The following is a 25,092-nucleotide window of genomic DNA, read 5'->3' as shown; positions in this document are numbered from 1 at the left end:
CAGAAATCTGTCAGTGTTTTTGGCCCTTGCCCGACGTTACTTTGCCATAGAAATCAGTGAGAAACTAAACAACAAACCAACTGATTTCTGAATACCTGAGAAAACGGAGGATAAATCTCTGGGTTGGGAAGCGGTGCTTTCTCTTCTGTTTTCAAAGGGTTCACTTCCCAAAATTTAAGAAGCGCTTCTTTTTTAAAAACATGTAACACCGCCTGCAATCAGTTTTGCGGGGAAGAACATCAATGTCAATTTTTAAATTTTAAAACGATGATACAATTCTTATTAATGCTATTGGGATTAGCATGGGGAAACCATAATGGAAACACTACTTATTACAAAAATTCAAACAATGTAGGAATCCAAACCAGCACTCATACAGAAGGCCTTGACCCGGGAACAGAAACCGACGGTGGCGATGGTACTGGTGGGCCTCATGGACCAATTGGCGGGAATACAGGACAGACTCCACCTACTCCATAACCATAATAACACATTTATGAAGAGGCAGATACCGGATATCTGCCTTTTTTCATTATTTTGCATGAAAAATTGAATATGTTCAGAATGATATTAATTCTAATCTTTTTTACTTTCTATTCCTGTAAAAAACAGGATCCTGTAAATAAAAATCCTGCAGTCAACAGTAAGAATCACGACAAAGCTAATTTATTTAGAGGGGAGAAGCTTTCCGATTCTGCATTTTATTATTACAGCATAGCAAAAGATGAATATTTACTGAATAACGATTCTGTAAAAGCCGCACAGGCTTCTATCAATATGGCAATAATACAGTGTGACAACGGAGATTATTTTGGAAGTATTGAAACCTCACTGGAAGCCGACACGCTGTTGGTTGATAAAAATGACAGTATTTCTAAAAGCTTTTTAGCGGCAAATTATAATAATCTTGCCATTGCATCAACTAAACTTAAAAACTTTGATCATGCTGAGAATTTTTATAAACTGGCTTTAAAATTTGTCACCCATCCCGAAAATAAATATGTGTATTATAATAATATTGGGGATGTATTAATAATGAGAGGGGACTTTAAAAATGCCCTTCGGAATTTGGAAGTTGCACTTCAGGTTAAAGACAGCATCAATTATGCAAGAGCTTTAAACAATTGGGCTTATGCAAAACATTTTAGTGACAACACTTTTAATCCTGTACCCTATTACCATAAGGCCTTAAAAATCAGACTGAAAGACGGTAACAGACATGGTTTAAATTCAAGCTATATCAATCTGTGTGATTACTATGCCGATAAAGATCCTGCAGTCTCCTTACAGTTTGCAAAACAAATGAAACAGGCGGCGGTAGAAGCCAATAGTACTCCGGATGTTCTGGAGGCCATTAAGAGAATCATTATTTTGGATAAAAATAATTACCTTGACAATTTTCAGACGTACAATACCCTTAGTGCCGAAATTCAATTAAAAAGCAGCAAAGCCAAAAATCAATTTGCTCTGATCCGGTATGGGGTAGAAAAAAGCAAAGCCGAAAACAGTATTCTGAAAGTTGAAAAACTGGAATCTCAAAAGAAACTGATGTATCTGGCGATGATCGCGGCAGTACTGATAATTACAATGATAAGTGTGATAATGTCTTCTAAGAAAAGAAGGAAAAGACTGCAGCAGGAAAAAGACCTGGAAGTAAAAAAAACGGAGTTAAAATACTCGAAAAAAGTGCATGACGTGGTGGCCAACGGGATTTATCAGCTGATGACCAAATTAGAAAACAATCTGGAGATCAGCAGAGATGAAACCCTTGATGATTTGGAATACGTCTACGATAGATCCCGGAATATATCGTATGAAGGTATTGAGGTACACGACAGCCCGGAAATTTTCAGTGAAAAAATCAGAAAATTAATAGGGTATTTTAATACCCACAACGTACAGACAGTTATTGCAGGAAATGACCCATCGATTTGGGAAGGGGTCAGTCACATCAAAAAAGGGGAAGTCTATCAAATATTGAGAGAACTGCTCGTTAACATGAAAAAACACAGTCATGCAGATCGGGTAACGTTACGATTTGAAAGAATGGAAGACAGGATTACGGTAGCCTACAGAGATACAGGAATAGGAATAAAAAAAGAAACTATTTTTAAAAATGGAATGCGGAATGTGGAATCCCGTATTGTAAATCTGCAGGGAGTGATTATTTTTGACACTGAAACAGAAAAAGGATTAAAAATAGATTTCTCCTTTTCTGGCTTATAAATAAAAATGCTATGTTTAAAAAAGTTTTAATCGCCGAAGATCACGAAATCCAAAACCTTTCCTTACAGAGAACACTTCATGATCTGAATATCCCTACAGTAGACTACGTACACTATTGTGATGATGCCATGGCCAAGGTCGGGAAAAGCATCAGGGACCATTCACCCTACGATCTTGTGATTACAGATCTCCATTTTGACACCGATCATAGGGAACAGAAATTAAAAGACGGTAAAGAAATGGTCAGCGCAATTCGTGCGGTTCTTCCCTCCATTAAAATAATTGTCTTTTCTGCAGAACAGAAATCAGGGATTATTGATGGTTTATTCAAAGAGAATGGCATTAACGGTTATGTGCGAAAAGCCAGAAACGATGCTAAAGAACTTAAAAAGGCAATCGATGCAGTATTTGCCGGTAAAAATTATCTTGCCCTGGACATAAAACATGAAGTAAAAAAACTAAACAGCTATGAATTTACTTCCTATGACATTACTTTGGTCTCACTTCTTTCCAAAGGGGTTATACAGAAGAACATCCCTACCTATCTCGTGACTAATGATATCAAACCTAACAGTCTTAGCAGTGTTGAAAAAAGACTGAGTATTCTAAAAGAGGAATTGAAAATTAATAATAATGAACAGCTGATTGCATTCTGTAAAGATTTAGGGGTAATTTAAAACAGAATGGGTACATCAAATCACAGCCACTTTCAATTTTTCATAGAAAGTGGCTTTTTTACGGATATTTTCAATATTCTTTATCGAAAATCTCTTAAAATAATTTTGATGAAAAAGATGGGCTAAAATAATTGTAGCAATAAGACACTATCTGAATTGATATTCCGTTAATCTCCCATCTTTTCTGAAATAGAGGCAATTAACGCTAAAATATTTTCAGTGATGGTATAAGGTGGTTTCATCCGTTATTTACTATTTTTATAATACGGTCGGGTGCAATCTCGTAAACTCGAATTCATTCGTAATATTATCATTTGATAGTATCAAAGATAGTAATTGATGGTATTAAATCAATACAGTTTTCAAACACCCCTGTGATAAATAGTATCATTTAAAACTACTTGAAGCAGTCGATCAGTTTTATTTTTGCATCAAATAGAGGCAAATAGCTCAACGATAAATATCCCGGTTTTGAAGATTTGTAATCTGTGACTTTAACTCAGCAACCAAATTGATCCACCGTGATTCCAACTGTTAAAACCTTTATTGTGTTGACCGGTTTCTCTGTATTTTACAATTTTATTGAATTTAGAACGGTCTAATCTTTCAATGATTTGCGAAAACAAGGTTATTTGCCATGAGAGGGAGAGGTTCTGTTGGGCAAACTCAAAGATCCCTCGAGATACTAAACCTGACCCTCTTTTTTCACCTTTATTCACAACGTTGTGGACGCTGTTGATTTTAAACAAAGTATATATACACAACACCCAGAATTTGTAATTGAAAAAACGGCGGGGATTCCATGATGACGATCCATGGATTTTTGGGAATTTTTAAAAAGAATTCCGGAACAAAGGAGAAATCGTTGCGATGACAGGAGACGGAGTAAACGATGCACAGGATTTAGCGCAGACTGAGGTGGGTATTGCGGTAGGTTTCGGAACAGATGTTGCCGCTGAAACTACAGACATTATTCCGGTGAACAGTGACCCGGGTGCCGTTGCAAAAATGATTGACTTGGAAAAGAAAAACTACCGCAAAAATTACCCAAAACCTCGCATGGGCAGTGGGTTACAGCGTCCTGACAATTCGGTTAGCGGCCGGTATTCTATATCCCTCATTTTTGCTGAGTCCAGCGATGGGCGCCGTGCTGATGAGTGCCGGTACCATCGTAGCACCACTGAACACAAGTTTATTAAAAATTAAATAACTACAAAATGAAATCCCTACTGTCGCTCTTTCTGTTGATGACACTGTCCATAACCACGTATTCCCAGAGTACCAAAACTGTTTACACTTGCCCGATGCACCCGCAGGTCGTGAAATCAGCACCCGGTAACTGCCCCATTTGCGGCATGACGCTGGTAAAAAAAACCATTACTGAGAAAAAAACGGCAGCAAAACCGGTATCGGTGGTGAAGAAGCCACAAGTGGCACCTGCTCCAAAAAAAGATGCAGCGGTGAAAAAAACTTCTGTTCAAAACCAGACGCCTACCCCTGCAAAAGCAAAGGCTAAAACGGAATTTAAAAAAAAAGTTCTCCCAAAGGTTAAAACGGTACCAAAAGAATCGGCTCCGGTCACCGTAAAAACACAGGACCATCCCACTTCAAATCCACAGCAGCATGAAGCTGTGCAAAAAAGATACATCTGCCCGATGCACCCCGAAGTGGTTTCTGACAAACCCGGCAAGTGTCCAAAATGCGGTATGAATCTGGTTCTCCAAAAAGGAAATAAAGAAGATCATTCTGCGCATGAAAACACCCAGATAAATGGTGAGCACAAAATAGTGATGCCAATGCCTGAAAAACAGCTGAAAGGCGGCCGCAAAGTAACCTACCACCTTTATGTAAAAGATACGCTGGTGAATTTTGCGGGCAGACAGAAACGCGCCATTGCCGTAAACGGGCAGATTCCCATGCCAAAACTGGTGTTTTACGAAGGCGACACCGCAGAAGTGATCGTTCATAATTTAATGGATGAAGAAACTTCTCTGCACTGGCACGGTCTGCATCTTCCCAACCGCGAAGATGGTGTGCCGTGGCTTACCCAAAAACCCATTCCACCCCATTCCGCTTATACGTATTCGTTTCCCATCATCCAAAACGGCACCCACTGGTATCACTCCCACACGGGCCTGCAGGAGCAGATTGGAATGTATGGCATGATCATTCTGAAGAAACGTCCGGAAGACCCTACTTTCCGCACCGGAATAGATGATTTGCCCACTGAACACCTTATACTGAGCGAGTGGACAAACCTGAATCCCAACAATGTTCAGCGGATGCTCCACCACGCCAACGACTGGTTTGCCCTCAGGAAAGGCAGCACTCAGAGTTATGCAGAAGCCCTTAAAGAAGGCCAATTTAAAACAAAGCTTACCAATGAATGGAAGCGGATGATGGCGATGGACGTGAGCGATGTGTACTATGATGCATTCCTGATTAACGGTAAAATAGAAAGCCAGCTGGCCGCATATAAAGCCGGTGACAAAGTGCGGCTTCAAATTGCTAATGGTGGTGCTTCCTCCTACTTTTGGCTCAACTATGCAGGAGGAAAATTTAAAGTGGTAGCAAGTGATGGACTGGATATTGAGCCGGTCGAAGTTGACCGCCTTATCCTCGCGGTTTCCGAAACGGTGGATGTCGTAGTGGAAATTCCTGAAAAAAACACCTCCTATGAATTCCTCGTTACGCCCGAAGACCGCACAAAATCGGCTTCGGTCTACATTGGCGGAGGAATTAAAAAAGCGCACGCACCATTACCCAAACTTAAATATTTTGAAGGGATGAAAATGATGAATGACATGATGAAGATGAACGGTGACATGAAGGATATGGGTATGGAGATGAGTTACCAGACCATGGATATGAATCAGGTGATGTATCCAGAAATTACCGCAGAAAACAATGACGCAATAAAAATGGATAACATGAACACCAGTGAGGCGGAAATGGATCACTCAAAGCACCAGATGCCAACTTCTGGAATTACCACTTTGAATTACGGCATGATGAAATCCCCCTATGACACCTCGCTCCCAAAAGACAGGCCCGTGCGCGATCTCAAGTTCACCCTCACCGGAAATATGAACCGCTACGTTTGGAGCATGGACAATAAAGTCCTGGCAGAATCCGACAAAATAGTGGTCAAAAAAGGCGAGATCCTCCGCATTACCCTTTTTAATAATTCTATGATGCGTCACCCCATGCACCTGCACGGATTTGATTTTCGGGTACTCAACAAAAATGGCGCGCAGGCACCTCTCAAAAATGTGCTGGATATGATGCCCATGGAAACCGATGTTATAGAATTTACAGCAAAAACCGATGGTGACTGGTTCTTCCACTGTCACATCCTCTATCACATGATGGCAGGGATGAACCGTGTTTTCGCTGTGGGTGATGATCAGAATCCTTTGCTGCCCGATAAAGCTTCGGCCTATAAAAAGCTTCAGCGCGAAAGTAACATGTGGCACCTGATGGCTGAAAACGATTTTGCTACTAATGGTAATGATGGTAGGGCCAGAATCTCAAATACCCGCTGGGAATTGGGAACAGAATGGCGCTTAGGTTACAGTCCCCGGCACGGCTACGAAGTGGAAACCCAGCTCGGAAGATATGTGGACCGGATGCAGTGGCTGAAACCATTTATCGGATTCAATTACCATTACAGAAAGATTGACAGGAACAATATTGAAAAAAACCTTTTTGGACAAGCCAACACAAAAGACGAACGAAAAACTTTCAGCGCCGGTATCACGTACAGACTTCCGATGCTGGTAGATCTGCAGGCAGAAATATTTACAGACGGTATTGTAAGATTTCAGCTGAAACGTGAAGACATTCCGCTTTCACCACGTTTGCGCGGGGCATTCATGATCAATACTGACAAAGAATATAGCGCAGGTCTTAAATATATCGTTACAAAGAATTTTGGGATCTCCCACACACTATGACAGCGACATGAGCTGGGGTGCAGGACTCACTTTGAATTACTAGGATATCTTCTTTACAAAAAACAATAAAAGAGTGCAGCCTGTCATTGGGGCTGCACTCTTTTTTTATGTTTAAAGGAGAGCGAAAAACAGGTGACCATCTATTTTTAACTGAAGCCGTTCGCCTTCTCCTTTGGTAATAATGAAATGTACCCCATAGAGCAGCTGGAACACATCATAGAATTCCAGACTTCACCGGGACTCAGTTCAAAACCTAATCATTACAGTACCGCAAAAGAGCATGAGGCAGAAGATTTAATTCTGGACGAAGCCTCACCGATCCGTGACTCATCCTCTGTGACCAAAGGAACCCTGAAAGTGATCCGTACCAAGAAGACGGCCGCAATGACGCAGCTTTCTATTGAAAAACTGTTTACTTGGAGGGTCGACTTAAGAGTCCACGCGATCATCTTTCCCATCACTTTATATCACAAAGCCCGCGCGGCCTTCCGGTAATTTTAAGAACCCCTTTGAGTTACGCCATCTTATTAGCAGTTATCAATACTACCCCAAGATACCGAATCCAATAGATATGGAATGAATACAGTATGGATATAGTATGGTTATAGTATGCCCCACTGCCTAAAGACCGCAGGTTCGCTCACCGCATATTAATGGGTAAAGCCTTCATTTTCCAATATCGTGGATATTAACCGTGACCAACAGTACAAAGCCAACTTCTAGATTGTACAAAACCCTGTTGTCCTGCTTTACCACCATTGAACCTCAACCCATTGCGTTAAAAAAAGGAGCACCCCGATGCCATGTACTCAATCGCGCAAGAACCCATTCAACATTCATCATTCACCAATCTCCATTCTTCCAATTTACCATTCACCTCAATTCACCATTCACCTCAATTCACCTCAATTGACCCATGACCCCCTGCGTTCCTGCAAATCAATCCTAAAAAAGCCTTTATCTTACATAATCATTAAATAAATATTCTTCTTTTTACATATACATTAACATAAATGGAATTTTATTTGCATACAGGAAATGGTAACAACTCTAAATTTTAAACCTATGGCAAAAAAGAAAAGTGCGAACGAAGCACAAAACGCAAGTAAACCCATCACCAATCTTAAAGATTTTTTTATTGATGGTTTGAAAGACATTTACTGGGCCGAAAATACACTGGTAAAAACAATACCTAAAATGTTGGAGCAGGCCACAGATCAGAAATTAAAGACAGCGTTTAAAGACCATCTGGCCCAAACCAAAATGCAGGTGGAAAGACTGGAAAAAGTTTTTGAGTCCATGGGAGTGAAACCGGAAGGTAAAAAATGTTTAGCCATGGAGGGAATTATTAAAGAAGGGGAAGAAATTATGGAAGAGACCGCGCCTGGTCCTGTCCGGGATGCCGGAATTATTGCAAGTGCGCAAAAAGTAGAGCATTATGAGATCGCCACATACGGAACCCTTGCCGCATTTGCTAAAACGCTGAATGAAAGAGCCGCACTTGATCTCTTGCTTAAGACTTTAGGCGAAGAAAAAAAATCTGATTCCTTATTGAGTTCCATTGCAGACACCAACTTAAATTCACAGGCTGTGGACGGAAAGCTTCAGTCCAAAGATTTAAATGCCGTTTAATTAACCCTTCAACATTATAACTACATTATGAAAATAAATGAAAGTGAACCATTTGAAAATGGGGCAAATCCTAAACAGGAACAGCTTGGTAAATTCACCACCGATAACCAGGGTGAATTCCTGACCACTGATCAGGGACTGAAAATTAATGATGATCAAAACTCCCTGAAAACAGGCGAAAGAGGCGCAACGCTTCTGGAGGATTTTATCCTCCGCGAAAAAATAACCCACTTCGATCATGAGCGTATTCCGGAAAGGATTGTTCATGCAAGAGGTTCTGGAGCACACGGCGTGTTCGAACTGTATCAACCGATGGGAAAATATACGAAAGCAAAATTCTTAAATGACACTTCAATAAAAACACCCGTTTTTGTAAGGTTTTCTACAGTGGCAGGATTCAGAGGATCTACTGATGTACCAAGAGACGTCCGCGGATTTGCCGTAAAATTCTATACCCAGGAGGGAAACTATGATCTGGTAGGAAATAATATGCCTGTATTTTTTATTCAGGATGCCACTAAATTTCCGGACCTCGTGCATGCGGTAAAACCAGAACCGCATAACGAAATTCCGCAGGCAGCTTCCGCCCATGATACCTTCTGGGACTTTATATCGCTGATGCCGGAAGCAATGCACAATGTGATGTGGCTGATGAGCGACCGTGCGATTCCGAGAAGTTTACGCACGATGGAAGGGTTTGGAATCCATACCTTCCGTTTTATCAACGCGGAAGGGAAATCTCATTTCGTAAAATTCCACTGGAAACCGAAACAGGGCGTTCTGGGATTAGCCTGGGACGAGGCGCAAAGAATTGCCGGGAAAGACACCGACTTTCACCGGAGAGATTTGTGGGAGGCGATTGATGAAGGCCATTACCCGGAGTGGGAACTGGGCGTGCAGATTGTAGCGCAGGAAGACGAGCATCGGTATCCGTTCGATCTTCTGGACCCCACCAAATTAATTCCCGAAGAAATGGTGCCGGTGGAGATTATCGGAAAAATGACCTTAAACAGGAATCCGGATAATTTCTTTGCAGAGACCGAACAGGTCGCTTTTCATCCCGGTCACCTGGTTCCGGGAATTGATTTTACCAATGATCCGTTGCTGCAGGGGCGATTATTCTCTTACACCGATACGCAGATTTCAAGATTGGGAGGACCGAATTTTCATGAAATTCCCATTAACAAATCCATTCCGGAGGTGACCAATAATCAGCGGGATGGAATGCACAGAATGCAGATTAATAAAGGGAAAGTAGCGTACAATCCTAATTCCCTCGGAGGAGGCTGCCCTTTTCAGGCCATGATTGCCGAAGGAGGATTTTCCTCTTTTGAAGAACGCATAGATTCCAATAAAATAAGACGGAGAAGTAAAAGTTTTTTTGATCATTTCAGTCAGCCTGCGCTTTTTTACAACAGCATGTCGGCCGATGAAAAACGCCACATTCAAAACGCCTTTGCCTTCGAACTGGGAAAGGTAAAAACAGTTCCGATCCGCCAGAGAATGGTGAATATGCTCTTAGAAATTGATGGGGAACTTTCAAAAACGGTTGGAGACCATCTAGGTTTGATTCCCCAGAAACTGCCGCAGCCGATCACCGGCAGCATACCGGCAGACGGAGATCCTGAGCATTACCACTCTTTCAAAGAAAAATTACCGATTGACAAGGCCCCATCGCTCAGCATGGCGAAAAAGCTCCCGACAGATATTCGGGCCAGAAGAATCGCCATTTTAACTGCAGATGGCGTTAATGATAAAGCCTTTACCGAGGTAAAAAAAGAACTGGGCGACCGGGGAGCCATGGTTGCCGTGATTGCACCGGGACATGGATTCGTAACTACGCAGTCGGGCGAAAAGTATCCAATTGATGACAGTCTGTTAACCGCCGCATCTGTGGTGTTTGATGCAGTATATGTGCCGGGAGGCGACAGTGTGGAAATCCTTTCCGCAAATGCAGATGCTGTTCATTTTATTGCGGAAGCCTTTAAACACTGCAAACCCATTTCAACGGACGGAAATGGCCGGTTATTGCTGGAAAAAGCATTGCCAAAATCAGCGTTGAAAAATAAAGGGGTCACTACTTCCGGCGTTTTAAATGATTTCGTAGAAAACATCAGACTGCACCGTTTTTGGGACAGGGAAAAAGACAACGGAGTTCCTGCATAATAACGCGCAGCGCGTTTATTTTTTCATTTTTAAAATTTAAAGCAGGAAGCTCTCAAACTTTTAAAGGTTCTGTCCGAGAGGTTTGCCTAAAAATCTGTGGGTACGCAGCGCACTGATATATTTCATTACCATTCTATGAAGCGGCTCCTGAGCCGCTTTTTTAATACGGGGTAATAAAGGGCAGGAAAAAATCTAGAACCTCATCACAAGGACTATTGATATTTTTACATTATTATAAACGGATATCCATAATTAATAAAACAAATTCCAGAGCCTGTTTACCATTCATCAAAATTAATTTCCTCCATCCCTAAAGCGTGTAATTTTCATCGCTCTTATGCCTTTTATAATTGTTAAAACTTATTCAAACAGCCTCCTAAAGGTATCATCAAATTTTTTGGTAGTGAGCATTTGATCTGGCATTTTAAAAATTTTATCATCTTCATCTGGGTTAATGCGGTGACGCAGTCGTGTTCCCGCGAGGCATCTGGGAATAATGGCAAGAATTTTGTCTATTGATTCTCAAATAATAAAAATATGAAGACCCCTGTAAAAATCGCCATAGGACTGGCAGCTACAGCAATAGGAACACTTGCAATGGCTTTTTTAAGAAAAAGAAAAGCAACCGTACAACGGCAATATACTGCTCCCGATGGAACGCTTTATGACGAGGGACAAATCTACCGCAGTGCTGATCATAAGACCTATCAGAACGGCAGAGAAATCAGAAATGCAAAACCGGAGGATCATTTTGTAACAGATGCTTCTCATTCATCCCATCCTAATGCTTCAACCCCCAATCATTATAAAGAGACGGTAAAAAATGTACAGTACCATCAGAAAGGGGTAAGACACCGCTAATTTAAATGAAGTATTTTCACATCAACTGCGGGTTTCGGATTCTATGAATCGGGAAGGTACACTGATTTAGCTTGTGGTTTTTTAAAAGCCCAATCCCTTCCGACAGCGGTTGGAAAGCAAAAAAGCGGTCTCCTGAACTGGACAAAGAAAAATAGAAATCATCAGATTGATATTGAAAATAATAAGTGATACATCTTCAAATTTCTGACAAAAGAAACGAGTTTATAACAGAGACGATGAAATTGTGTTTCAACTAAAACACCTGCATAGAATTGACAAAATCCGGCGTTGAGTGCAACGTTGAATGATGCTATTCCTTTGCCTCCAATATTTGAAGTCTGCTTAAAATTCATCAAAATTAATTTTCCCCAATCCTTAAGGGTGTAATTTTGATGAATTTTTAAGAAATCCTCCACCCTTTAGCGTCGCGAAAAAGAAAATTTCTTTTTAAGCAAATGCAGCACTCATTTATATTTTCTTTAAAGAAGTCGCAGAATTTCCGATATTCCATTTCCACATTTTTAATTATCTTAGCTCCATTGAAAAAACATGGGGCTCTGTTTGGTCTGAACTGAATTTTTTTTCCATAGGCCGCTTCGGTAGGTTTCAGTTAAATTTTACCGGACTTACATTCGCTGAATCTTTGACTGGGGAGCGGCGGCTCGTGAATTTGCTGGTACTTTTCCGTACTACCAAGGCCACTTGAAAAGAAGAAATAGCTACAACGATCCATTGCAATACATCAATGAAAAATTTAATTGAAGAGGTAAAAAATATCAACTTTAGTGAAGAAATTAACAAATCAGACAAACAGGATAAAAAACGGTATGTCGTACTTACAGTATGGGAATTAATTCTTATCTCATGGGTAGTTTATATTCAGTACTTCCTGCGTCCCAAAAATATTGAATTATCATCTGCCAATGAATTTCTCTTAGGTACATTACCCAGTTTATTTGGGGCTGCCGCATTTGTTGCAATACTATTTGCTTTTCATAGAATTCTAAAGATGTACTATGGAAAATACAGTCTTTACAACAGTATTATTTTTTCGGTTCTGTTCACTTTTATTGGTTTCACTGTTTGGGAAACGGTACGGACAATTTTATATCCTTTCGATATTCATGATGTCATTATGACGTTGATAGGCTGCATGATGTCAGGAGTTTTAATTATAATTCTGTTCCTGGATGACCTTAAAACTAAAAAAGACAGGCCTTTTTAACTCCATCTTCAATAAACCGCCAGGCTCCGCGGTTAAACCGTTGCACAAAGTAGTCTGCGACATTAGTTCTCAAAATCCTAAAAAATAATCTTTTTTAAAGTTGTGTAGGAGCAGTTTTACTTTTTCCAAAACGGTAATATTTCTGTAGATTTAACTGAATCCCCTTTCTCCCGAACGAATCTTTTCGTGCGGCCATCTGCCCACCCATAGCCATAGTGCAGAAGGTGACCGGTCGGCTGATGATGACGGTATTTTACGAAAACCACCAATCAGTGGAAGAATGGAAAAGAACGTCCTAAGGCTTATTATCCGGAAGGTGGGGCAGGTAGTTTTTGTTTTTACATCCTCACTTCTGCCCTACCTTGGATTAATGAAAATTGAACTTTGTTTTATCATTTATCGGTGAGGATTGATAAAAATAAAGACTTATTTCACTTTCTGCAGATCAAGATCTTCAAAATCGAAACTGAAATCGGTCACATCTGAAATCGGCTTTAGCTTCATACCCTGCGCTTTTCCATTTTCATTTAAATTAAAATTAACGAAAGCATCGGCATCGTAACTTCTGTCATCCCATTTTGCAATCATTACATTGGAAGAATAAGGCAACAGTTCCCCTTTCAGTCTCGGAGAATTCTTACAGTAAATACGGAAAGTCTTGCCTTCATTAGCTATTGTCACCTCACCAAACCATGGATCAATGTAGGTTCCAACGATTTGATCCGCTTTAATCTGTGCGTTTTTATCTTTTCTAAACGCCTCAGATTTCGCGAATATTTCTTTCTTTCCTTTATCGTAATCTGCATTTACTTTGGCCATTCTGTCGCCATAAGTTTTGAGCCAGTCTTTTTCAGGCATTCCCAAATAAGAATCTTTTATGGTGTTGGTAATCGTGCTGAAAGCTGCGCCACTTTGCTGGTTGGTCAATACGATAATTCCGAGTTTCATATCCGGAATTAAGGTAAACTGAGTTACCGTTCCAATTAATCCGCCGGTGTGGTAAACCTGCTTATGGCCCTTCACATCGGTGATAAACCATCCTAATCCGTACCCCGCGAAATTAGAATCGTAAGGATTTTTCAAAGCAACCGGCGTAGAAATCTGTAAATTCCAAAGCTGCTGAATCTGTTTATCAGAGACCAATTTTTTCCCTTCTTTGGTCGTAAAACCATTCATCAGGAATTCTGCCCAGACAGACATATCTTTAATATTGCTGATAATTCCGCCGGCAGCATTTCCGGTTTCATTCCAGTCGTGAGGGACGGCAACAACTTTGCCATCTACCGGTGCGTGGGCATCGATAATATTCGGAACACGGGCTGCCTTTGCGCGGTTGTAACTTCCGTAGCTGGAAGACATGCCGACAGGTTTTAAAATTCTCTGTTCAATAAATTCCGCCCAGGAAAGTCCGGAAACTCTGTGAATAACCTCTCCTGCCACGATGAACATTACATTATTATACTCCAAAGTGGTACGGAATGAATGATCCGGTTTGAGATATCTTACATTGTGGATGATATCATTTACAGTCAAACTGCCGCCTTCCGGGAAAAACATCAGATCCCCCTGTCCCAGACCAAGACCGGCCCGGTGGGTAATCAAATCTTTGATGGTAACTTCCTGTGAAACATACGCATCATTCATTTGAAATTCGGGAATATATTTAGAAACTTTATCGTCAAAGTTTAATTTACCTTCATCTGCCAACATTGCCAGAGCGGTTGCGGTAAAACCTTTGGAGTTGGAAGCGATTCCGACCAGAGTTTCATCGGTCATTCGTTGATTCGTTGTTAAAGATCTTACACCAAAACCTTTTGAATAAATCACTTTCCCATCTTTAATAATCCCTACGGAAATTCCAGGAACATCGAAAGTTTTTAACGTATTCTGAATGAGTTCATCGAGTTTTTTTTCTTCGGTTTGAGCAAATGCAAAAAAGGAAATAAGAATGAGGAGAAATGATAATCTGGTCTTCATTAGTAATGGTTTTGGGATTAAATATTAAATGCTTTTACTTGATGTTCAGCAGGGTTGGTTACAAGCCATTTTTAATCTTAAATGGCACCCTATCTACTGTTGGTTCAAAGATAGAATTTTTTTCAGCAATATTTTATGGATTGTCCTTTTCTCTACTGAAGTTGGCGGATAATGACCGGACCCAACTTCGGAGGCAGTTCCGGGGCGGGAAAAATAACCCTCCTATTTTTTCACCACGGCCTTCATTAATCCACCGGCTACTTTATAATCACTGCTGCCATTGATTTTCACATTTTCAAACACCAAATTGGACGCGTTTTTTCTTATCACTCCGTATTTACTGTTAACAGTGATGTTTTTGAAATAAAGATCTTCAATGAATTTTTGATTAACCGTCTTTTTTATTGAAATCCTTTTTTTATTTATAGGCACATCAGACAACTTTTAATCCCTCATATTTGTTTTTTAGAAGGTCGGTTTCCGATGAAGTGAGGGTTTTGCCCTATTTTAAATTAAAAAAAGATTCAGCAGCATAAAATTATTGTTTTTTTTGATAGACGGGCTCAAAATATCATCGTTAATAAATGCAGTACCTGATAAATTCACCATAAAAGCAAAACCGCTTTCAGCGAAATTATTATCTTTGAACTCATGAATTTCCACGATCTCTTCCTGCAGCCTTATGAATCATACGACACCTTTCAAATTGTGCTCGAAGCGATCGCCACCATTTTCGGGGTTTTGAGTGTGTATTTTTCCATTAAAAAAAACATTTGGGTGTATCCTACGGGGATAATTTCTACCGCACTTTACGTTTACATTCTTTTCAATTTCGGACTGCTCGGCGATACGATGATTAATTTCTACTATACCGTAATGAGCGTTTACGGCTGGATTTTATGGGCAAAAAGTTCCGAAGACCACGTGCACGTTGCCGTTTCATGGGCGCATAAAAAAGAATGGATTTTTTCCGGAATTTTATTTTTCGTCAGTTTGATTTTGGTCACCACCGTATATTATTACAAACCGTACATTGACAATCATTTTTCAATGGAAAATGTACAGTTGGGATTATATCATCTGGACTGGGCAAACTGGCTGGACATTTTCACAACCGCGATTTTCCTGGTCGGAATGTGGTTAATGGCAAAACGCAAAATTGAAAACTGGATCTTCTGGATTGTCGGTGATCTTATTTGCATTCCGATGATGATTTACAAAGGTTTGGGAATCACTTCCATTCAATATTTGGTATTTACTGCCATGGCCGTTATCGGATACACCGAATGGAAAAAGCACCACCAGTCCAATCACAGCAACTGATTTTAACGATGACGTTCCCGGTTCAATGATAAAGTTTTGAGTATCTTTGATGTCCCAAAAACAGGAGGCTAAAAAAACTTTTAATTTTATGCAAAATACCATTGAATTTTATAAATATCAGGGAACAGGCAACGATTTCGTAATGATCGACAATCGCGATTTACAGTTTCCTAAAGAGAAAGAAATCATCGAAAAGCTCTGCGACCGCCGATTTGGCATCGGTGGCGACGGACTGATTTTGTTGGAAAATGATGAAAAAGCCGATTTCAAAATGGTCTATTATAATTCCGACGGAAACGAAAGCACGATGTGCGGAAATGGCGGAAGATGTCTTGTTGCTTTTGCTCATTTTCTGGATGTTTTTGAGGATTTCACCACCTTCAGCGCCATTGACGGTTTACATGAAGCCGAAATCAACAGCGGCATCATTAAACTTAAAATGATCGACGTGGATGCCATAAAAAATATCGACGGAAATTTCGAGTTGAATACGGGTTCTCCGCATTTTGTAACGTTTGTTGAAAAGTTAAAGAATTATAAAGTTTTCGAAAATGGTAACAAAATCAGAAATTCTGCGTCTTATTGTCAGGAAGGAATCAATGTGAACTTCGTGGAAGAAATTTCTGAGGACGAAATTTTCATAAGAACCTATGAAAGAGGTGTCGAAGACGAGACCTTCAGCTGCGGAACAGGAGCAACAGCGGCGGCACTTGTTTTTCTGCAGGGTAAAAACAAACCTTCCGTAAAAGTGAAAGTATTGGGTGGAAACCTGAAAGTTTATGCAGAGCAGGCTGGATCATCTTTCAAAAACATTTGGTTAGAAGGACCCGCAAAACAGGTTTTCAAAGGAAAAATAAATTTATAAAATAGATCATTTCAGATTTATGAAAAAAAGCAAGGGAATAATTTCCGTCATCATATTCATCATTTTCTTAATTGCTGGCTATTTCGGTATTCAGTATTATAAGAAATTTTACGGAAATAATGTAAGCAAAGAAGGCTATGTTTTGATTCCTCATTCGGCCAATTTCAACTCTATTTTAGATTCCATTGCCCCTTATTTGAAAAACAAAGAACAGTTTGAAGAAGTTGCCAAAACCAAAGGCATGAACCGTTTTTTCCAGGCCGGGCGGTACCGGATAAAATCCGGCGCCAATAACACTGATTTGGTCAATATGATTAAAGCCGGCAACCAAACCGAAAATACCTTCCGGATCGGAGATTTTTATACGGTCTATCAAATGATCGGAAAAGTCGCAAAAAAGACAGAACTCGATTCTTTACGGTTTGCAGATGATTTAAATAAAATTGCGGTCCAAAAAGGATTTAATAATGCCGAAGATTTAAAAAAATATTTCTTCATCGACTCCTATAACTTTTTCTGGACGGTAACACCCGAAGAATTCTTTAAAAAATTCGAAAAAGATTACAACCGTTTTTGGACTGCCGAAAGAAAAGCGAAAGAACAGAAATCAGGATTAAGCCGTAATCAAATTTACGCATTGGCTTCTTTAGTGTATAAAGAAACCGGCGGCAAACCGGACGAAATGAAAACCGTGGCCGGTTTGTACCTGAACAGATACCACAAAGGCATGAAATTACAGAGCGATCCTACCGTAATTTACGCCGTAAGTAAAGCCAATAATTTTCAGGGCGAAACACTAAAAAGAGTTTTCTACAAACATTTGCGGGAACCCTCTCCTTATAACACTTATTTCTCGGCAGGAATCCCTCCTGGACCGATTTGTATGGTCGATAAAAATTCCGTGGATGCGGTTTTAAATGCCGGGCACAATGATTTTATTTATATGTGTGCAGATCCAGACCGGTTCGGCTTTCATAAATTTACAGCAAGCGCAGCCGAGCACGCCGTGAATGCGAAAAAATACCAAGACTGGCTGAATGCTAAAAACATTCAATAAAGTAAGGCTTTACCAAAATCCCAAATGAAAAGTCTGGGATTTCTTAAAATTAAAAAATAAAACAAACATTTAATTTAACTTTAGTTAAAAAAAGTAATCAGTATAGTTTAAACTAAAAATATGACGAACAAAATTGAGATTTCATCAATTATCAAAAAACGAACATTAGGACTGTCGTTCGTTTTGGGTGCAGCGAGTTTGGCGTTTGCACAGCAGAAAGTAAATGTAAGCGGAAAAATTGTTGACCAACAAAACAACGCCGTTCCTTACGCTTCGGTAACCTTCAGCAACAAAGCCAACAAACTTTTCAGTGACGCAGCGTTAACCGATGAAAAAGGAGCTTATCAACTTCAGTTGTCTCCCGGAAACTACGACATCAGCATAGAAGCAATTGACTTTAAAAAAAGCATGTTGAATAAGCAAATTTCTGCTGCCGGTAATCTTGGAAATTTCACCGTTATATCTGAAAGCTCTTCAACCAATGGGAAAACCCAGGATATTGAAGGAGTAACTATTACCGCAGCTTCTACGAAAGCTTACCGGGTAGAACTCGACAAAAAAGTATATGACCCGTCTACAGACATCATCAGTAAAGGAGGAAATTTACAGGATGTTTTAACCAACGTTCCTTCCGTAAGCGTAGATACCGACGGTACCGTTTCTATGCGCGGAAACTCTAACGTAAAATTCCTTATCAACGGAAAACCATCTGCTTTACTTGGAATCGACAGCGGCGCGAATGCACTGCAATCTATTCCGGCAGATCAAATCGAAAGAATTGAAGTCATTACCAACCCTTCTTCAAAATTTGAAGCGAGCGGAACTGCAGGTATTTTAAATATCATTTTAAAGAAATCCAAAGGGATGGGCTTCAACGGAAGTGTGGTCGGAAGTTTAGGTTATTTACCAACGACCAGTTTAAATACCAACCTCAGCTGGAAAAAAGGCGACTGGACCTGGTTCCTTAATGGTGGCGGCGGTTACCGGAAAGGAGAAGGTAAAAGCGATAGCGACACCCGGTTCTTTGACCCTCTTACCCTGGCAACGACAAGATATTTTGAACAGAATTCCCGTAACAAAAGCGAAAGCAATAATTACAATGCGACTGCAGGTTTTAATGTTGATTTAACAGAAAAAACGTCATTCAATCTGTCGGGAATGATTCGTAATTTCTCCAGCGACAGCGATAATAAAGTTGATAACATCAATTATGATGCGGCAAGAGTTTTAAACAGCTATTCGCAAACCAAGGCTCTGGGAAACAGTTCGAACCTTTCTTTGCAGGGAGATGTTGGCTTGGATCATAAATTTAATGGCAACGGACATAATATTGCTCTTTCCTTAAGTTTACAAAGAAGCAATAATAAATCCACCGAAGATTCCAAAGAATATAATCAGTCGGTTTTTGGATACGGAACTTTAGGAAATAACAATACGGTTAATAAATCAGTAATCGGTAAAGTGGATTACGAATTGCCACTTGGTGAAAAATCAAAATTAGAGGCAGGTTATAGAATTGACCGGAATACGAATGATTATGATTTCCTTAATAGCGAAACCGATCTCAATTTAAAATTCGGAATTGTAGATGCATATAGTGGCAACACGGTTTATGATGAAACAATCAATGCTGGTTATGCTCAGTTCAAAAGTAAATTTGATAAGTTAGGTTACCAGTTAGGTTTAAGAGCGGAAAATTCAAACATCAATATTGAATATCAAAGTTTAAGCGGAAATACGTCTAACAAAAAGAAAGATTATACCGGCTTTTTCCCGAGCGTATTTTTGAGTTACGATTTAGGAGGAGACCGCAATGATCAGTTGCTTTTAAATTACTCCAGAAGAATCAACAGACCGCGTTCCTGGTTTTTGATTCCTTACCCAACATCTTTGGCAAACCGCCAGAATTTATTCCGTGGTAATGAAGACTTAAATCCGTCATACGTAGACTCTTTTGAATTGGGTTATGCGGTTCAGAAGAAAAAATTCACCATCAATCCAACTTTGTATTACAGAAAAACAACGGATGATGTGAAATTTGTTTTGCTAAGTCAATCTATTGGTTCTGATGTTTTGGTGACAAGCCCTTACAATGTAGGCAATCAGGCGAACTATGGTTTAGATTTAAATTTAACTGCCGATCTTTTCCCTTGGTATAAAATTATGGCAAGTGCTGATCTTTACGGATACAAATCAGAAGGTTCCTATTTCGACCCATCGAGAATGCAGACTCCTCTTTCTTTTGAGGGCTCAGGTTTCTCTACAAGACTCAGATTAACCAACAGTTTCAAAATCGATAAAACACTGAATATGCAGCTGCAAGGTTTCTACCGGGGTGGAGAAAAAACCGCTTCCAGCACAAGTAAAGACATGTATGTTTTAAACTTCGGTGCCAACAAAACCATCTGGAAAAACAATGGAACAATCGCGTTTAACATTCAGGATATCTTAGGAACCCGAGGTAGAAACACCACCAGTTTGGGTCCTGGATACGAACGAGATTCTTATATGCGCTGGAGTCCGAGAACGTTCAATATCTCTTTGACTTACCGATTCAAACAAGGTGAAAAAATTGACGCTCCTAAAAAGAAAAAAGACATCAATGCCAACAGTCAAGGTGCTGATGACCAAGGTCCACCAATGTAAATTTTAACGGTACAACATAAAAATTTAGGTTGTAAAAAGCACCAAAAAGAAAATCCTGAAATTAATTTTTCAGGATTTTTTTGATCTAAACTTTTCTGATGGACGGAATTTTTTCAACAGGAAAATCCGGTAAATCAGTGAGCTTTTTATAATTCTCTGGTCACAAGATAATTCTGCCATTGCCAGGTCGTGCGCAATGCTTCTTCTAAAGAAGTATCAGCCTTCCAGCCGAGTTCTCTTTCAGCTTTATCAGCGTTGGCATAAGCAATCGTAATATCACCCGCTCTTCTTTCACAAATCTGATAAGGAACTTTCACATCGTTCGCTGTTTCAAAAGCTTCCACGACTTCTAAAACTGAAGATCCTTTTCCTGTACCTAAATTGTAAATATCGATTACGGTTTCTTCAGTTTCTGCCATTAATTTCTGCAAAGCTTTCACGTGCGCCTTTGCGAGATCGACCACATAAATATAATCCCGAACCGCCGTTCCGTCTTCTGTATCATAATCATTTCCCCAGATTGATAATTTCTCACGAATTCCCGACGCAGTTTGTGTGACATAAGGAACTAAATTATTGGGAATACCAATCGGCAATTCTCCTAACATTGCAGAGGGATGAGAACCGATCGGATTAAAATACCGAAGCAGAGAAACCTTTTTTTGGTAAGCCGTTGCGAAATCTTTCAGAATTTCCTCGCCCATTTGTTTGGTCTTTCCATAAGATGATTCCGGCATTTTGAGCGGCGTATTCTCGTCAATCGGCTGTTCGTCGGCCTGTCCGTAAACTGTACAGGAAGAACTGAAAATAAAGTTGGAAATATTTCTTTTTTTAAATTCCTGAAGGATATTTATTAAAGAAAACAGATTGTTTTCATAATAATCCAGCGGTTTTTCCTGGCTCTCTCCTACTGCTTTAAACGCAGCAAAATTAATACAGCCATCAATTTCGTAAGCATCGAAAACCTGAGAAAGCAATTCTTTTCTTTTAAGGTCGAACGGAAAGAAAACGGGTCTTTTTCCGGCAACCTTCTCAATATTATCGAGAATGAACTTTTCTGAATTCGACAAATCATCGACAATAATGACTTGAAAATTATTTTGTAAAAGTTCTACAACGGTGTGTGAGCCGATGTAGCCTAGTCCGCCTGTTACGAGTATGGTCATGCTGGATGATGGATGTTTGATGATGGGTGTAAGATTATCGATGAATATTTGAGCCGGATTTATTTCATAAATTCCAGCACCGCATCTGTAATATATTTCAACTGCTCTTCTTCCAGTTCGGTATGCATTGGCAAAGAAATCACTTGCTCGAGCAGTTGATCGGTATTCACAAAATCCGCATCATTACTTTCCTGAAAATAGGCTTTTTGTTTTCTTAAAGCTACCGGATAGTAAATCATTGCCGGAACTTCTCTTTCTGCTAAAAATTGCTGCAGTTCATTTCTTTTTCCGTTCAGAATTCTTAACGTATACTGGTGAAAAACGTGGGTAGAATTTTCTGCTCTTTTCGGTGTTAAAATATTTTCGTTTCCGGCAAAAGCTTCGTCATAATAATCAGCAGCCTTTTTGCGGGCCTCGTTATAATTATCCAGTAAAGTGAGTTTTTTTCTTAAAACCGTCGCCTGAATACTGTCCAAACGGGAATTCACACCCACTTCATCATGGTAATATCTTTCGTACATTCCATGATTCACGATTCCTCGGAGTTTGTGTGCGAGTTCATCATCATTGGTGAAAATCGCGCCGCCGTCGCCATAACAACCTAAGTTTTTGGAAGGAAAGAAAGAAGTTGTCCCCATAATTCCCATGGTTCCTGATTTCTTCACCGTTCCATCTGAAAAGGTAAACTCAGAACCGATGGCCTGTGCGTTATCCTCAATTACAGCAAGATGGTGTTCTTTGGCAATCTTTAAAATCTCTTCCATATTGGAACACTGTCCAAACAAATGAACCGGAATAACCGCTTTCGTTTTGGATGTAATTGCTGCTTTCAATTTTTCAGAATCCATGGTGAAAGTATCGTAATCTACATCGACTAAAACCGCTTTTAACTTCAGCAGATGAATTACTTCCACGGTCGCCGCAAAAGTGAAATCCGCAGTAATCACCTCATCGCCTTCCTGTAAATTAAGCGCCATCAAAGCGATCTGCAAAGCATCAGTTCCGTTCGCACACGGAATCACGTGTTTTACATCAAGATAAGTTTCTAATTCGGACTGGAAAGATTTCACTTCAGGTCCATTAATAAATGCTGCGGTATTTAAAACATTGAGAATTGCATTATCTACATCTGATTTTATCTTATAATATTGACTTTGCAGGTCAACCATCTGAATCTTTTTCATAAAAAATATTTGCTCAAATTTACTAAAATTAAGTTTTTTAAAAAACTAAATCTCTTTAATGTTTTTTAATTTACTACAAAAACGGTTAATGTTCTGATTAATAAATACTTATTCAATAATTTGAGATAAATTTTTAATCTTTAACGTAAATAAAATGATCTTGAAAACAACAAAATTGTTCCTTATATTGCTTTAATAAATGCATTCGGAACTGCCGATTTTTTGTACAAACTCTGGACACAACTACGCCAACAACCAAAACAAAAAGAAAATACACCAAAAAAAGATGCACCTTCTGCTCCGTATAACCCTGGAAATGAAAGGAACTTATAACGGACATCAGGTTCTCACAGGATCAAGAGGCGGAAAATGCAACATTAATAAAAACGGAAACAAAACCGATATTAAATAAGACTATTAAAATATATTCAAAGAAAACGCTGAAAATATTCAGCATTTTTCTATTTTTGTTTCAATTTAACAATGAAACAAAATGAGAAAACTGATATCCTTTTTTATTCTTTTATTCTTTGTTTTGACGCACGCGCAGACGCAGCTTGTTTTTGTAATCTTTAAAGACAAACCGAATAAAGCGGCCTTTTATGCAAATCCGCTTACCGAATTAACTCAGAAATCGCTCGACAGAAGAACGAAATACGGAATCGCGCTGAATGACCAGGATGCTCCGATTGAGCCCACCTATATTCAGAATATTACAAATCTGGGGTTTACGGTAAAAGACTATTCCAAATGGATGAACGGTGTGGCCGTGAATGCAACCGCCGCGCAGATTGCGGACCTGCAAACCGAACCGTATGTGCTTTCGGTAGAGCAATTTATCAAACATCCGAACGGCGGAAAAGCACAAACAAAAAAAGTTAATAAATTCGATGAGTTTAATAATTCTTTAGGAAAAACCACTTTTAACTATGGATTAGGCTTATCACAGATCAATCAGGTGAATCTCCGTCCGCTGCATATCGCAGGTTTTACGGGAACTGGAGTTACGATTGCAGTGATTGACACCGGATTCCCGACCGTAAATACGGGTTCCGTTTATGCCAGAATGAGAGATAACGGCCAGATTAAAGGTGGCTACAACTTCGTCAATAAAAGCAGTGACATTTATAATGCTTCACTCAATAATCACGGTTCCTACTGTCTGGGAGTGATTGCGGGCTACGTTGAAAACAGTTTTGTAGGCACTGCACCGGATGCCGATTTCTATTTATATGCAACTGAAGATGCTAACAATGAAATTCCCGAAGAACAGCTTTACTGGACTGAAGCAGCAGAAGAAGCGGACCGGAAAGGAGTGGATTTAATTACCACATCACTGGGCTACTACGATTTCGATGATCCCCGTTATAATTTATTGTATTCGGATATGAACGGAACCACTTCATTCATCGCAAGAACAGCACAAATCGCCACCGAGAAAGGAATTTTTGTTCTGGCCGCTGCCGGAAACGAAGCCCAGAAACCTTGGAAATACATCATCACTCCAGCAGATAATGAAAAAGTATTTACGATTGGAGCCGTGACTTCTACGGGAGGAAGTTCTTCTTTTTCTTCTTTTGGCCCGAATGCTTTAGGACAAATAAAACCGGACGCCAGCGCAAGGGGAACTTCCACCTACATGGGTTATAATAATTCTGTCACCACAAGCAACGGAACTTCATTTGCCACCCCATTAGCTGCGGGCGGCGTTGCCTGCCTGATAGAAGCGTTGCCAAATAAAAAGGTCGATGAAATAAGCAATCTTCTCCGTCAAAATTCATCTCTTTATCCGGGCAGCGATGCTCAGAAAGGATATGGAATTTTGGACTTTGGAAAAACATGGAATAATGCAGCTTTAGCAGTGGTAGAAAACGGAAGAAAATCAAACCTGGAAATTTATCCAAATCCAGTTGCTAAATCTTTTACCATTAAAACTGAGGAAAAAATTATTTCAGTAGAGCTTTATGATACTTTAGGCAGAAAAATTCAGACATTGAAAAATGAGAAAACGAATACTGTCGAGCATTTAGCCAGCGGAGTGTACTTCCTGAAAGTACAGACAGAAACAAACGAATATATCAAGAAAATTATTAAGAAATAATACATAAAAAGACCTTCTGTTAAAAGGTTT

General features: G+C 39.7%; 19 protein-coding genes and 3 pseudogenes. 17 read left to right on the top strand and 5 right to left on the bottom strand.

Annotated features, from left to right (window positions below; all coding sequences use genetic code 11):
• The first annotated feature begins 267 nt into the window (after window positions 1–267).
• From NBC122_RS09475 to NBC122_RS09465, 3 genes are all read left to right on the top strand, one after another.
• Window positions 268–480 carry a hypothetical protein gene (locus NBC122_RS09475; protein ID WP_133440142.1) on the top strand — a complete coding sequence of 71 codons (213 nt, stop codon included), beginning with the start codon at window positions 268–270 and terminating at the stop codon, window positions 478–480.
• Between the two features lie 84 nt (window positions 481–564).
• Window positions 565–2,226 (top strand): tetratricopeptide repeat-containing sensor histidine kinase, encoded by a 1,662-nt coding sequence (locus NBC122_RS09470; protein ID WP_165983207.1) that lies wholly within the window; start codon window positions 565–567, stop codon window positions 2,224–2,226.
• 11 nt (window positions 2,227–2,237) lie between these two features.
• Window positions 2,238–2,903 (top strand): response regulator, encoded by a 666-nt coding sequence (locus NBC122_RS09465; protein WP_133440140.1) that lies wholly within the window; start codon window positions 2,238–2,240, stop codon window positions 2,901–2,903.
• Window positions 2,904–3,397: 494 nt separating this feature from the next.
• Here NBC122_RS09465 and NBC122_RS14575 read toward each other — a convergent pair whose 3' ends face one another.
• A complete protein-coding gene (locus NBC122_RS14575) occupies window positions 3,398–3,622 on the bottom strand; it encodes a DUF4372 domain-containing protein (RefSeq protein WP_246012489.1) in 225 nt (74 codons plus the stop codon).
• A gap of 118 nt (window positions 3,623–3,740) precedes the next feature.
• Between NBC122_RS14575 and NBC122_RS09455 the strand changes: the two are divergent.
• The 8 genes and pseudogenes from NBC122_RS09455 to NBC122_RS09425 all read left to right on the top strand — a co-directional run.
• Window positions 3,741–4,113 (top strand): annotated as a pseudogene (locus NBC122_RS09455) (heavy metal translocating P-type ATPase); the annotation flags it as partial.
• A gap of 7 nt (window positions 4,114–4,120) precedes the next feature.
• Window positions 4,121–4,237 (top strand): annotated as a pseudogene (locus NBC122_RS14730) (hypothetical protein); the annotation flags it as partial.
• Between the two features lie 240 nt (window positions 4,238–4,477).
• Window positions 4,478–6,902: pseudogene (locus NBC122_RS09450) on the top strand (multicopper oxidase domain-containing protein); the annotation flags it as partial.
• A gap of 143 nt (window positions 6,903–7,045) precedes the next feature.
• The gene (locus NBC122_RS09445; RefSeq protein WP_133440139.1) at window positions 7,046–7,354 is read left to right on the top strand and encodes a hypothetical protein; all 309 of its coding nucleotides are present in this window, start codon (window positions 7,046–7,048) and stop codon (window positions 7,352–7,354) included.
• Window positions 7,355–7,924: 570 nt separating this feature from the next.
• Window positions 7,925–8,491: a YciE/YciF ferroxidase family protein gene (locus NBC122_RS09440; protein ID WP_246012311.1), complete on the top strand. Its 567-nt coding sequence runs from the start codon at window positions 7,925–7,927 to the stop codon at window positions 8,489–8,491.
• Between the two features lie 27 nt (window positions 8,492–8,518).
• On the top strand, window positions 8,519–10,657 hold the full coding sequence (locus NBC122_RS09435; RefSeq protein ID WP_133440137.1) for a catalase: 2,139 nt from the start codon (window positions 8,519–8,521) through the stop codon (window positions 10,655–10,657).
• A 537-nt stretch (window positions 10,658–11,194) separates the two neighbouring features.
• The gene (locus NBC122_RS09430; protein WP_133440136.1) at window positions 11,195–11,518 is read left to right on the top strand and encodes a hypothetical protein; all 324 of its coding nucleotides are present in this window, start codon (window positions 11,195–11,197) and stop codon (window positions 11,516–11,518) included.
• A gap of 745 nt (window positions 11,519–12,263) precedes the next feature.
• A complete protein-coding gene (locus NBC122_RS09425; RefSeq protein WP_133440135.1) occupies window positions 12,264–12,743 on the top strand; it encodes a hypothetical protein in 480 nt (159 codons plus the stop codon).
• A gap of 426 nt (window positions 12,744–13,169) precedes the next feature.
• Here NBC122_RS09425 and NBC122_RS09420 read toward each other — a convergent pair whose 3' ends face one another.
• Complete coding sequence (locus tag NBC122_RS09420) at window positions 13,170–14,720, bottom strand: serine hydrolase (protein ID WP_133440134.1); 1,551 nt, start codon at window positions 14,718–14,720, stop codon at window positions 13,170–13,172.
• Between the two features lie 222 nt (window positions 14,721–14,942).
• Complete coding sequence (locus NBC122_RS09415; protein WP_133440133.1) at window positions 14,943–15,152, bottom strand: hypothetical protein; 210 nt, start codon at window positions 15,150–15,152, stop codon at window positions 14,943–14,945.
• A gap of 219 nt (window positions 15,153–15,371) precedes the next feature.
• Between NBC122_RS09415 and pnuC the strand changes: the two genes are divergently transcribed.
• From pnuC to NBC122_RS09395, 4 genes are all read left to right on the top strand, one after another.
• Window positions 15,372–16,043: a nicotinamide riboside transporter PnuC gene (gene pnuC / locus NBC122_RS09410; protein WP_133440132.1), complete on the top strand. Its 672-nt coding sequence runs from the start codon at window positions 15,372–15,374 to the stop codon at window positions 16,041–16,043.
• An 88-nt stretch (window positions 16,044–16,131) separates the two neighbouring features.
• Window positions 16,132–16,908: a diaminopimelate epimerase gene (gene dapF, locus NBC122_RS09405; RefSeq protein ID WP_133440131.1), complete on the top strand. Its 777-nt coding sequence runs from the start codon at window positions 16,132–16,134 to the stop codon at window positions 16,906–16,908.
• 19 nt (window positions 16,909–16,927) lie between these two features.
• Window positions 16,928–17,965 carry an endolytic transglycosylase MltG gene (mltG, locus tag NBC122_RS09400; RefSeq protein WP_133440130.1) on the top strand — a complete coding sequence of 346 codons (1,038 nt, stop codon included), beginning with the start codon at window positions 16,928–16,930 and terminating at the stop codon, window positions 17,963–17,965.
• 120 nt (window positions 17,966–18,085) lie between these two features.
• Complete coding sequence (locus tag NBC122_RS09395) at window positions 18,086–20,611, top strand: TonB-dependent receptor (protein ID WP_133440129.1); 2,526 nt, start codon at window positions 18,086–18,088, stop codon at window positions 20,609–20,611.
• Window positions 20,612–20,757: 146 nt separating this feature from the next.
• Here the strand turns inward: NBC122_RS09395 and galE are convergent, their stop codons facing one another.
• Together galE and NBC122_RS09385 are read right to left on the bottom strand one after the other, a co-directional pair.
• A complete protein-coding gene (gene galE, locus NBC122_RS09390) occupies window positions 20,758–21,777 on the bottom strand; it encodes a UDP-glucose 4-epimerase GalE (protein WP_133440128.1) in 1,020 nt (339 codons plus the stop codon).
• Window positions 21,778–21,836: 59 nt separating this feature from the next.
• Window positions 21,837–22,961 carry a DegT/DnrJ/EryC1/StrS family aminotransferase gene (locus NBC122_RS09385; protein WP_133440127.1) on the bottom strand — a complete coding sequence of 375 codons (1,125 nt, stop codon included), beginning with the start codon at window positions 22,959–22,961 and terminating at the stop codon, window positions 21,837–21,839.
• 286 nt (window positions 22,962–23,247) lie between these two features.
• Between NBC122_RS09385 and NBC122_RS14665 the strand changes: the two genes are divergently transcribed.
• Window positions 23,248–23,373: a hypothetical protein gene (locus NBC122_RS14665; protein WP_262709551.1), complete on the top strand. Its 126-nt coding sequence runs from the start codon at window positions 23,248–23,250 to the stop codon at window positions 23,371–23,373.
• Window positions 23,374–23,454: 81 nt separating this feature from the next.
• Entirely contained in the window at window positions 23,455–25,062 is a 1,608-nt protein-coding gene (locus NBC122_RS09380; protein WP_133440126.1) for a S8 family peptidase, read from the top strand.
• Window positions 25,063–25,092: the final 30 nt, after the last annotated feature.

Origin of the sequence: Chryseobacterium salivictor (assembly GCF_004359195.1) — a bacterium.
GTDB lineage: Bacteria > Bacteroidota > Bacteroidia > Flavobacteriales > Weeksellaceae > Kaistella > Kaistella salivictor.
Note: the sequence above shows the minus strand (reverse complement) of the source record. Positions and strands in the feature narration are given on the sequence as shown.

What these genes read in the sequence shown, in the direction of transcription:
- NBC122_RS09475 (WP_133440142.1), top strand. Translation starts at nt 268, where the DNA reads ATGATACAATTCTTATTAATGCTATTGGGATTAGCATGGGGAAACCAT.
- NBC122_RS09470 (WP_165983207.1), top strand. Translation starts at nt 565, where the DNA reads ATGATATTAATTCTAATCTTTTTTACTTTCTATTCCTGTAAAAAACAG.
- NBC122_RS09465 (WP_133440140.1), top strand. Translation starts at nt 2,238, where the DNA reads ATGTTTAAAAAAGTTTTAATCGCCGAAGATCACGAAATCCAAAACCTT.
- NBC122_RS09445 (WP_133440139.1), top strand. Translation starts at nt 7,046, where the DNA reads ATGTACCCCATAGAGCAGCTGGAACACATCATAGAATTCCAGACTTCA.
- NBC122_RS09440 (WP_246012311.1), top strand. Translation starts at nt 7,925, where the DNA reads ATGGCAAAAAAGAAAAGTGCGAACGAAGCACAAAACGCAAGTAAACCC.
- NBC122_RS09435 (WP_133440137.1), top strand. Translation starts at nt 8,519, where the DNA reads ATGAAAATAAATGAAAGTGAACCATTTGAAAATGGGGCAAATCCTAAA.
- NBC122_RS09430 (WP_133440136.1), top strand. Translation starts at nt 11,195, where the DNA reads ATGAAGACCCCTGTAAAAATCGCCATAGGACTGGCAGCTACAGCAATA.
- NBC122_RS09425 (WP_133440135.1), top strand. Translation starts at nt 12,264, where the DNA reads ATGAAAAATTTAATTGAAGAGGTAAAAAATATCAACTTTAGTGAAGAA.
- NBC122_RS09420 (WP_133440134.1), bottom strand. Translation starts at nt 14,720, where the DNA reads ATGAAGACCAGATTATCATTTCTCCTCATTCTTATTTCCTTTTTTGCA.
- pnuC (WP_133440132.1), top strand. Translation starts at nt 15,372, where the DNA reads ATGAATTTCCACGATCTCTTCCTGCAGCCTTATGAATCATACGACACC.
- dapF (WP_133440131.1), top strand. Translation starts at nt 16,132, where the DNA reads ATGCAAAATACCATTGAATTTTATAAATATCAGGGAACAGGCAACGAT.
- mltG (WP_133440130.1), top strand. Translation starts at nt 16,928, where the DNA reads ATGAAAAAAAGCAAGGGAATAATTTCCGTCATCATATTCATCATTTTC.
- NBC122_RS09395 (WP_133440129.1), top strand. Translation starts at nt 18,086, where the DNA reads ATGACGAACAAAATTGAGATTTCATCAATTATCAAAAAACGAACATTA.
- galE (WP_133440128.1), bottom strand. Translation starts at nt 21,777, where the DNA reads ATGACCATACTCGTAACAGGCGGACTAGGCTACATCGGCTCACACACC.
- NBC122_RS09385 (WP_133440127.1), bottom strand. Translation starts at nt 22,961, where the DNA reads ATGAAAAAGATTCAGATGGTTGACCTGCAAAGTCAATATTATAAGATA.
- NBC122_RS14665 (WP_262709551.1), top strand. Translation starts at nt 23,248, where the DNA reads ATGCACCTTCTGCTCCGTATAACCCTGGAAATGAAAGGAACTTATAAC.
- NBC122_RS09380 (WP_133440126.1), top strand. Translation starts at nt 23,455, where the DNA reads ATGAGAAAACTGATATCCTTTTTTATTCTTTTATTCTTTGTTTTGACG.